General features: G+C 71.5%; 9 protein-coding genes. All 9 read right to left on the minus strand.

Annotated elements, in window-relative coordinates:
• Positions 1–55 precede the first annotated feature (55 nt).
• On the minus strand, positions 56–991 hold the full coding sequence (locus tag ACFXA3_RS23555; protein ID WP_385189733.1) for an ABC transporter ATP-binding protein: 936 nt from the start codon (positions 989–991) through the stop codon (positions 56–58).
• A gap of 98 nt (positions 992–1,089) precedes the next feature.
• Positions 1,090–2,124, minus strand: a complete 1,035-nt coding sequence (locus ACFXA3_RS23560) for an ABC transporter ATP-binding protein (protein WP_385189715.1) — start codon at positions 2,122–2,124, stop codon at positions 1,090–1,092.
• Positions 2,124–3,110 (minus strand): ABC transporter permease, encoded by a 987-nt coding sequence (locus ACFXA3_RS23565; protein WP_385189718.1) that lies wholly within the window; start codon positions 3,108–3,110, stop codon positions 2,124–2,126. The genes ACFXA3_RS23560 and ACFXA3_RS23565 overlap by 1 nt, the downstream gene beginning before the upstream one ends.
• Entirely contained in the window at positions 3,107–4,204 is a 1,098-nt protein-coding gene (locus ACFXA3_RS23570; protein WP_385189721.1) for an ABC transporter permease, read from the minus strand. The genes ACFXA3_RS23565 and ACFXA3_RS23570 overlap by 4 nt, the downstream gene beginning before the upstream one ends.
• Positions 4,205–4,226: 22 nt before the next feature.
• Positions 4,227–5,969 (minus strand): ABC transporter substrate-binding protein, encoded by a 1,743-nt coding sequence (locus ACFXA3_RS23575; RefSeq protein ID WP_385189724.1) that lies wholly within the window; start codon positions 5,967–5,969, stop codon positions 4,227–4,229.
• A gap of 195 nt (positions 5,970–6,164) precedes the next feature.
• Entirely contained in the window at positions 6,165–7,010 is an 846-nt protein-coding gene (gene prmC, locus ACFXA3_RS23580) for a peptide chain release factor N(5)-glutamine methyltransferase (RefSeq protein WP_385189727.1), read from the minus strand.
• 71 nt (positions 7,011–7,081) lie between these two features.
• Positions 7,082–8,161, minus strand: coding sequence for a peptide chain release factor 1 (prfA, locus tag ACFXA3_RS23585; RefSeq protein ID WP_385189730.1), 1,080 nt, complete (start codon positions 8,159–8,161; stop codon positions 7,082–7,084).
• A gap of 111 nt (positions 8,162–8,272) precedes the next feature.
• Positions 8,273–8,491, minus strand: a complete 219-nt coding sequence (gene rpmE / locus ACFXA3_RS23590) for a 50S ribosomal protein L31 (RefSeq protein ID WP_030153765.1) — start codon at positions 8,489–8,491, stop codon at positions 8,273–8,275.
• A 211-nt stretch (positions 8,492–8,702) separates the two neighbouring features.
• Positions 8,703–9,827, minus strand: a complete 1,125-nt coding sequence (locus ACFXA3_RS23595; protein ID WP_385189736.1) for an LCP family protein — start codon at positions 9,825–9,827, stop codon at positions 8,703–8,705.
• Between the last annotated feature and the right edge of the window lie 58 nt (positions 9,828–9,885).

Here is a 9,885-nt window from a genome sequence, read left to right on the forward strand (position 1 = left end):
GGCCCCGGGCCGGCCGTGCCGGCTCCGGGTCCCTCCCTCTTCCCCTGGATCCCCGTCAGTCACCGGGGAAGTGGCAGGCCACCTCGCGAGAGGCGGCGATCCGCAGCAGCGGGCGCTCCGTGCGGCAGACCTCCTGCGCCTTCGGGCAGCGCGGATGGAACGTACAGCCCGGGGGCGGGGCGGCCGGGCTCGGCGGATCGCCGAGCAGCACGATCCGCTCGCGCCGCCGCTCCGCCGCCGGGTCCGGCAGCGGTACGGCGGACAGCAGCGCGCGGGTGTACGGGTGCTGGGGGTTCCCGTACAGGGCGTGCTTCTCCCCGATCTCGACGATGCGGCCGAGGTACATCACCGCGACCCGGTCGCTGACCCGTTTCACCACCGACAGGTCGTGCGCGATGAACACGTAGGCCAGGCCCAGTTCGCGGCGCAGGCGTTCCATCAGGTTGACGATCTGCGCCTGGACGGAGACGTCGAGGGCGGAGACCGGCTCGTCCGCGACGATCAGCCGGGGACTGGTGGCCAGGGAGCGGGCGATCCCGATGCGCTGGGCCTGGCCGCCGGAGAACTCGTGCGGGTAGCGGTCGATGTGCTCCGGGATCAGCCCGACCAGGTCCATCAGCTCGGCCGCCCGGCGGCGTGCGTCGGCCGCCGACCGGCCCTGCACGAGCAGCGGGTCGGAGATGATCCGGGCGACCGTCTGACGGGGGTTGAGGGAGGAGTGCGGGTCCTGGAAGACCATCTGGAGGTGGCGGCGCAGCGGCCGGAGCCTGCCCTGCGGGAGCCGGGTGATGTCCCTGCCGTCGAAGGTGATGACGCCCGCGGTGGGTTCCAGCAGCCGCACCAGCATCCGGCCGGTGGTGGACTTCCCGCAGCCCGACTCGCCCACCAGGCCCAGCGTTTCGCCCGCCGCGAGGTCGAAGGAGATCCCGTCGACGGCGCGCACGGGCGCCCCCCGGCGCCCGGACGCGGAACGCCGGCCGGGAAAGGCCATGGTGAGGTCCCGTACGGACAGCAGCGGTCCGGGCGGGGCCGGGTCCGCCGCGGTCCGGTCCGCCGCGGCGGTGGTGTCCGGGGGGCGGGCCTCTACGGTCATCGGGTCGCCTCCGGGGCGGGATCGGGCGCGGCGCCGGGCCCGGGGCCCACCCCCGCGAAATGGCAGGCGGCGGTGCGCGCGGCGGTGCCGTGGGACCGCAGCTCGGGCCGCTCGGTGTCACACCGGCGGCGCTGCTCCCCGCCGGCCGCGGCCGCGAGCCCGCAGCGCGGGGCGAACGCGCAGCCCGGGGCGGGTGCGAGGAGGGAGGGCGGGGAGCCGGGGATGGCCCGCAGCGGCTCGTCGTCGGAATCGTCCAGCCGGGGCAGCGAGTCGAGCAGGCTCCGGGTGTACGGGTGCGCGGGGTCGGCGAACAGCTCGTCGGCCCCGGCCTGTTCGGCGGCCCGGCCGCCGTACATGACCAGGACCTCGTGGGCGACGCGGGCGACCACGCCCAGGTCGTGGGTGATCATCACGACGCCGAGGCCGCGCTCCTGCTGGAGCCGGGCGATGAGTTCCAGGATCTGCGCCTGCACGGTCACGTCGAGGGCCGTGGTGGGCTCGTCGGCGATCAGCAGGTCGGGTTCGCAGGCCAGGGCCATGGCGATCATCGCGCGCTGGCGCATGCCGCCGGAGAACTGGTGCGGGTACTCCCCGGCCCGGCGGGCGGGTTCCGGGATGCCGACCTCGCCGAGCATGTCGACGGCCCGCCTGCGCGCGGCGGCCCGGCCGGCCCTGAAGTGGACCCGGTAGTGCTCGGCGATCTGCTCGCCGACCGTGTAGTAGGGGTGCAGGCTGGACAGCGGGTCCTGGAAGATCATGGCCATCTTCCGGCCGCGCAGCCGGGACAGCTCCTTCTCGGACATCCCGGTGAGCTCCTGCCCGGACAGGGCGATGGAGCCGCCGACCTCGGCGCCCCGGTGCAGGCCCATGACGGCGAGCGAGGTGACGGACTTGCCGGACCCGGACTCGCCGACGATGCCGAGGGTCCGCCCGGCCTCGACCGTGAAGCCGAGGGCGTCGACGGCCCGTACGGGGCCGCGCGGGGTGGGGAACGTGACGCGCAGATCGCGCACTTCCAGCAGGGCGGCCATCAGTACCTCACCCTCGGGTCGATGACGGCGTACAGGAGGTCGACGACGAGGTTGGCGGCGACGATGAAGAAGGCCGCGAGCAGGGTGACCCCGAGGACCACCGGCTGGTCCGAGCTGACCAGGGCCCCGTAGAACAGCCGCCCGATGCCGGGGAGTCCGAAGATGGACTCGGTGATGACGGCGCCGGCGAGCAGCCCGCCGAGGTCCATGCCGAAGATGGTGAGGATGGGGGTCATCCCGGAGCGCAGGCCGTGTTTGACGACGACGGTGCGTTCGGGCATGCCCTTGGCGCGGGCGGTGCGGATGTACGGCTCGGCCATGGCCTCGATCATGGAACCCCGGCTCTGCCGGGCGTACATGGCGGCGTAGAGCAGGGCCAGCGCGGTCCAGGGCAGCAGCAGGTTGGCGGCCCAGCCGAGCGGGTCGTCGGTGAAGGCCTGGTAGGTGGGGTAGGGCAGCAGCCCGGCGACGCGGATCACCCCGTAGATGAGCATCACGGAGGTGAAGTAGACGGGCAGCGAAGCCGCCGCGACGGCGCCGACCATCAGGGCCTTGTCGGTGGCGGTGTCCTTGCGCAGGGCGGCGGTCACGCCGGCGCCGAGGCCGAGGACGAGCCACAGCGCGGCGGCGCCGAGGGCGAGGGAGGCGGAGACCGGGAGGCGGTCCATCAGCAGGTCCCACACGGGCAGGGAGTTCTCGTAGGAGTAGCCCAGGCAGGGGAAGTCGCACTGGACGGCGTACTGGCCGCTGCCGAGGGTGCGGCCCGTGAAGATGCCCGTGAGGAAGTCGGTGAACTGCCGCCACAGCGGCTGGTCCAGGCCGAGGTAGGCGCGTACGTCGGCCAGCCGTTCGGCGCTGCAGGTCTTGCCGCAGGCGGCCGCGGCCGGGTCGGAGGGCAGCACGTAGAAGATGAGGAAGGTGACGGCGGCGATGGCGAGCAGGACGCCCGCGAGGGCGAGGAGCCGGCGTGCGAGGTAGAGGATCAACTGCGGCCGCCCCTCGGGTCGAGGATGTCGCGCAGGGCGTCGCCGAGCAGGGTGAAGGCGAGGACCGCGAGGAAGAGGAAGGCGCTCGGGATGACGAAGTACATGGGGTCGGTCTCGTAGAAGGCGACGGACTCGGCGATCATCTGGCCCCATGACGGGGTGGGCGGGCGCACGCCCACGCCGAGGTAGCTGAGCGCGGCCTCGGTGCTGATCATCCCGGGGATGAGCAGGGTGGTGTAGGCGATGACCGGGCCCGAGACGCCCGGGAGGATGTCGCGGGTCAGGATCCGCCAGGAGCTCGCGCCGCCGACGCGGGCGGCGTCGACGTACTCGCGGTGTTTGAGGGAGAGGGTCTGGCCGCGGACGACGCGGGCCACGCCGGGCCAGCCGAAGAGGCCGATGACGGTGGTCATGAGCACGATCCGGTTGACGTCCTTGGCCACCGACAGCATCGCGATCATGAAGATGAGGGAGGGGAAGGACATGGTGAGGTCCATCAGCCGGGACAGGACCGTGTCGGTGCGGCCGCCGAAGTAGCCGGCGGCGATCCCCGCGGCGGTGCCCGTGACGACGACGATGGCGGTCGCGGCGAAGGCGATCAGGAGGGAGACCTGGGCGCCGTGGACGACGCGGGCGAACAGGTCGCGGCCGGTGACGGGTTCGACGCCGAGCCAGTGCTCGGGGCTGATCCCGCCGAGGGAGCCGAGGGGCTGGCCGCCGAGGTAGGGGTCGATGGCGGCCTTGTCGAACTCCTCGGGGGACCAGCCGCCGAGCGCGCCCAGCCAGGGGGCGGTGGCGGCCATCAGGACGAAGAGGAGGACGACGCAGAGGCTGACGCGGACGGCGGGGCGGCGGCGCAGCTCCCGCCGGGCGAGCTGCCAGGGGCTGCTGCCGTGCGCTGCCGCGGGCGGTACGGCAGCGGGACCGGGAGCCGGGGCGGTGGCGGGACCGGAGGCCGGGGCGGTGGCGGAGGCCGAGGCGGTGGCGGAGGCGGTGGCCGGACCGGGAGGCGGGGCCGGCGCTTTGCCCGGCGCCGGGCCGGCGCCGGGGGCGGGGGTGGCGCGGTCTTCCGGGACCGGCGCGGTGGTGGTCATGGCGTCGGGGGCTCCCTCGTCCTCAGCCCTGGCTCTTCGAGGGGTCCTTGAGGCCGACGGTGCCGTAGTCGATGGTGCCGGTCCACACCGGGTGGCCGTAGGCGCCCGCGATGTTGGGGCCGACCAGCAGCGGCTTGCGCTCCAGCAGGACCGGGATGGCAGGGGACTTCTTCATGAGGTCCGCGTCCAGGTCGATCCAGGCCTGGTTGGCCTGCTTGGCGTCGGCCATGGCGTTGATCTCGTCGATCCGCTTCATGGTGGCCTCGTCGCGGAACTGGGCGTAGTTGCCCTGGTTGCCCTTGTCCTTGATGGTGCGTCCGTCGAAGACGAACGGGATCCAGGTGGAGCCGGAGGGGTAGTCGGGGCACCAGCCGGTGTAGGTCATGTCCGGGGTGGTGGAGAGGTCCCCGATGACGTCGTAGTACGCGCCGGGGTCGACGGTGTCGATCACGACCTCGATGCCGGCGCGGGCCAGGCCCTGCTGGATGGCCTCCGCCTTGCCCTTGTCGCCGGTGGAGACGGCGAGGGAGACCTTCAGGCTCTCCTTGCCGGCGGCCTTGAGCAGTTCCTTGGCCTTGGCCGGGTCGCCGGCCGGGGGGATCTTCAGGGTGTCGGCCTGCTTGCCGCCGGAGAGCGCCGGGGGCAGGTAGGCGGTGGCCACCTCGTTGAGGGCCGGCCCGCCGCCCGCGGTGATCACGGCCTCCTTGTCGACGGCGTACTGGAGGGCCTCGCGGACCTTCGGGTCGTTGAAGGGGGCGCGGGAGTTGTTCAGGTGGAGCATGACCGTACAGCCCTGGGACTCGGCGAGCAGCCGCGCCTTGACCTCCGGCTTCGGCAGCACCTTCAGGGCGCTCTCGGGGCGCATGTTGAAGTACTCGACGGCCGAGGCGTCGGCTCCTTCGCCGGCGATGATGCGGTCGTCGACCTGGCCGCCCTTGAGTCCCATGACGACGACGAACTTGTCCGGGTAGGCCTTGCGGACCGGGTCGGTCTTCTGGTCCCAGTGCTCGTTGCGGACGAGGACCAGCTTCTTGTCGCGGTCGTACGACTCGATCTTGTACGGGCCGGAGGAGAACGGGCGGGCGTCGTACTGGGTGCCCTTCTCCTGGGACTGCGGGACCGGCGCGAAGGTGGGGAGGGTGGCGGTGGCGGAGAACTCGGCGACCGGCCGCTTGAGTTCGAAGACGATCGTGCGGTCGTCGGGGGTCTTCACCGAGTCGAGGTGCTGCCCCTGGAGGGGGCCCTTGTATCCCTCGGTGCCGGCGAGGTACTGGGCCGCGTAGTCGGGTCCGCCGGTGAGGTCGGGGGCGAAGGAGCGCTCGACGTTGTACTTGACGTCCTGCGCCTTGACGGGGGTGCCGTCCTCGTACTTCAGGCCCTCCTTGAGGGTGAAGGTCCACGTCCTGCCGCCGTTGGACGGGGTGCCGAGGTCGGTGGCGAGGTCGGGGACGAGCTCGCTGCCGGCCTTGCCGGGTTCGGCCTTGAAGGTGACGAGCGTGCGGTAGAGGAGGCGGGTGCCGAAGTCCATCGCCGGCATCACCCAGTTGCGGGCGGGGTCGAGGTGGGAGAAGTCCTGGTTGGACAGCACGGTGAGGGTGCCGCCCTTGACCGGCGTCCCGCCGAGGACCTTGCCGTCGTTGCCGGCGGCGGGGTTGCTCGCACCGGCGCCGGATGAGCCCTTCTTGGGGTCGGAGCAGCCCGAGGCACCGAGTGCGAGTGCCGCCACCAGGGCGGTGGCGAGGGCGAGTTGGGTGCGCTTGGTCATGGGTCACTCCAGTGAAGGGCCGCGCTCTATGATGTGACCGGTAACATAGTAATGTGAAATTGCACTGACAAGAGGCTGGCGCCGCTGTTATCCAGCCGTGTCCAAATCCGGTTCACTCAAGGCGAGTTGACGCCCACGACAACGCCCCCGGGCGCGCGCGCGGGGCGAGGGGGGGGGGGGGGGGGGTCGCGCCCGTCACGGCAGCGCCTTGCGGGCGGTGGCGAAGCGCGGGCGGTTGTTGAGGTCGGGGTGGTCGGCGGCGTCGGCCCAGCCCCGCTCCTCGGCGAAGATCCACGGGACCTGTCCGCCCTGGGTGTCGGCGTGCTCGATGACGACGATGCCGCCGGGCCGCAGCAGCCGGTGCGCGGTGCGCTCGATGCCGCGGATGGTGTCGAGGCCGTCCTCGCCGGAGAACAGGGCCATCTCGGGGTCGTGGTCGCGGGCCTCGGGGGCGACGTACTCCCACTCGGTGAGCGGGATGTACGGCGGGTTCGAGATCACCAGGTCGACCTGGCCGTCCAGCTCGGGCAGGGCGCTCAGCGCGTCGCCCTGGTGGACGGTGACCCGGGAGCCCTCGGCGTTCTTGCGGGTCCACCGCAGGGCGTCCTCGGAGAGCTCGACCGCGTGGACGCGCGAGCGCGGCACCTCCTGCGCCATGGCCAGCGCGATGGCGCCGGAGCCCGTGCACTGGTCCACGATCAGCGGCTCGACGACGTCCATCGCCCGGACGGCGTGTATGGCCCAGTCCACGACCGATTCGGTCTCGGGCCGGGGCACGAACACCCCGGGGCCGACCTGGAGCTCCAGGTACCGGAAGAAGGCGCGGCCGGTGATGTGCTGGAGCGGCTCGCGCGCCTCGCGGCGGGCGACGGCCTCCCAGTAGCGGGCGTCGAAGTCCGCGTCCTTGACGTGGTGCAGTTCCCCCCGCTTGACGCCGTGCACGAAGGCCGCGAGCTCCTCCGCGTCGAAGCGCGGTGAGGGCACGCCGGCGGCGGCCAGCCGCTGGGTGGCCTGGGCCACCTCGGCAAGCAGCAAGTTCACGCTGGTCCTCCGGGCTGCTGTCGTACGGGGGGTCGAGCAGGGGTCGTGCAGGGTGCTGCGGGGCGCGCGGATCAGGTCGCGGACGCGAGCTTGGCGGCCGAGTCCGCGTCGACGCAGGCCTGGATCATCGGATCGAGGTCGCCGTCGAGCACCTGGTCCAAGTTGTACGCCTTGAAACCGGTCCGGTGGTCCGAGATCCGGTTTTCCGGGAAGTTGTACGTACGGATCTTCTCGGAGCGGTCCACGGAGCGCACCTGGCTGCGGCGCACGTCGGAGGCCTCCTGCTCGGCGGCCTCCTGGGCCGCGGCCAGCAGGCGCGACCGCAGGATGCGCATCGCCTGCTCCTTGTTCTGGAGCTGGCTCTTCTCGTTCTGGCAGGAGGCGACCACGCCGGTCGGGATGTGCGTGATGCGCACGGCCGAGTCGGTGGTGTTGACGGACTGGCCGCCGGGGCCCGACGAGCGGTACACGTCGATGCGCAGGTCGTTCGGGTTGATCTCGACCTCGACCTCCTCGGCCTCCGGGGTGACGAGCACGCCGGCGGCGGAGGTGTGGATGCGGCCCTGCGACTCGGTGGCCGGAACGCGCTGCACGCGGTGCACGCCGCCCTCGTACTTCAGGCGGGCCCAGACGCCCTGGCCGGGCTCGGTGGCACCGTTGCCGCCCTTGGTGCGGACGGAGACCTGGACGTCCTTGTAGCCGCCGAGCTCGGACTCGGTGGCGTCGATGATCTCGGTCTTCCAGCCCACGCGCTCGGCGTAGCGCAGGTACATGCGCAGCAGGTCGCCGGCGAACAGGGCCGACTCGTCGCCGCCCGCACCCGCCTTGACCTCGAGGAGCACGTCCTTGTCGTCGCTGGGGTCGCGCGGGACGAGCAGCAGGCGCAGCTTCTCGGTGAGCTCCTCGCGCTGCGCGCTGAGCTCCTTCACCTCCGCGGCGAAGTCCGGGTCGTCGGCCGCGAACTCCTTCGCCGTCTCGATGTCCTCGGCGGACTGCTTCCAGGCACGGAAGGTCGCGACGATCGGGGTCAGCTCCGCGTAGCGCTTGTTGAGCTTGCGCGCGTTGGCCTGATCCGAGTGGACCGAAGGGTCGGCGAGCTTCTTCTCAAGGTCGGCGTGCTCGCCGACCAGTTCCTCGACCGCCTCGAACATCGGGGGCTCCTGAAGTGAAAAGTGTGAAAAAGGGCTGCGGGACGACAAAGGCGCCGGTCCGGCTGCCCCCGTGTGGACAGGGTGCAGCCGGGGTCCGGCGCCGGGGGCTCGCTACTTCGAGCCGGCAGCCTTGCCGAAGCGGGCCTCGAAGCGGGCGACGCGGCCACCGGTGTCGAGGATCTTCTGCTTGCCCGTGTAGAACGGGTGGCACTCGGAGCAGACCTCGGCACGGATGGTGCCTTCGGTCAGGGTGCTACGGGTGGTGAACGACGCGCCACAGGTGCAGCTGACCTGGGTCTCGACGTACTCGGGGTGAACATCGCGCTTCAAGGTGTCTCCTAGATTCGGGAGGGCGCCGGGTCGCAGGAGCCGAATTGCGCACTGCGTGAACCGGGGCCGACAGACCAGTCTGCCAGGACCGGGCTGCCTGTCAAAATTCTGAGGACGACTCCCTCAACGGGGCGGGAGCGGCATCTATTCCGTGTCCACGCGGAACGCCCCTGAGCAGGCCTTTTACGGAAAGGTCCGGACTGTGGGCCGGCTACGGCTGCTGGACGATCGAGCCCGCCGTGCCCTTGTCGCCCATCGAGTCCTTGGTGGCGTCCGCGGGAACGGGCTGGTCGGCCAGGAGGGCGTCCCAGACCATCTTGCACTCCTTGGCCAGCGGGGCGACGCGGTCCGCGTCGCGGGCGTCCGGGCCCACCGGCAGGGTGATCATCTTCATGTCCTGGGCGTCGATGCCCTGGAGGCTCTGCGCGAAGCCCATCAGGGACTTCACGTCGCCGAGCGACTTGTCGGTGGTGAGCGCCTTGGTGCCGGTGTCGGCGAGGTCGAGCAGCCGCTTGGGGTTGTCGAAGACTCCGATGCCCTTGACCTGCTTGATCAGGGCCTTCATGAACGCCTGCTGGAGCTGTATTCGGCCCAGGTCGGAGCCGTCGCCGACGCTCTTGCGGGTGCGTACGAGGCCCAGGGACTGCTCGCCGTTCAGCTTGTTGCGGCCGGCCGGGAGGTCGAGGTGGCTCGATCCGTCCTTGATCGGCTTGCTGGTGGTCAGTTCGACGCCGCCGAGGTTGTCGATGATCTTCTTGAAGCCGGTGAAGTCGACCTCGATGTAGTGGTCCATGCGGATCCCCGACATCTTCTCGACGGTCTTGACCGCGCAGGCGGCCCCGCCGATGGTGAACGACTCGTTGAACTGGGAGCGCGAGCTGCCGCGGTCGGTCTTGCCGTTGCCCAGCGTGCACGGCGGCCGGTTGACCATGGTGTCGCGCGGGATGGACACGACGGTGGCCTTCTTGTGGCCCTCGTACAGGTGGACGATCATCGCCGTGTCGGAGCGGGCCGAGCCGCCGTCGTCGCGGCCGTACTCGGAATTGGCGCCGCCGCGGGAGTCGGAGCCGAGGACGAGGATGTCCATCGAGCCGTTGTCCACGTTCTGCGGGCGGTCGGTGCCGAGCGCCTGGTCGATGTCGACCGTCTTGAGGTTCCCGTTCAGGTGGAAGTAGAACCAGCCGAGGCCCGCCCCGCCCAGCAGGACCACGCCGGCGGCGCTCCACGCGGCGACGGCCAGGGCCTTGCGGCGTTTCGCGGGTTTCCGTCGGCGCCGGCCCGCGGCGCGCCTGCCGCCGCCCCTGCTCTCCTCGCGCGGTGGAGACGCCGTCCATATGACGTTGAGAGGCTGGGGCGCGGGGGCTGGGTGTCACCCACCGCCACCGAGACACAGA

It is taken from the genome of Streptomyces sp. NPDC059456, assembly GCF_042750055.1.
Taxonomy (GTDB): Bacteria; Actinomycetota; Actinomycetes; order Streptomycetales; family Streptomycetaceae; genus Streptomyces.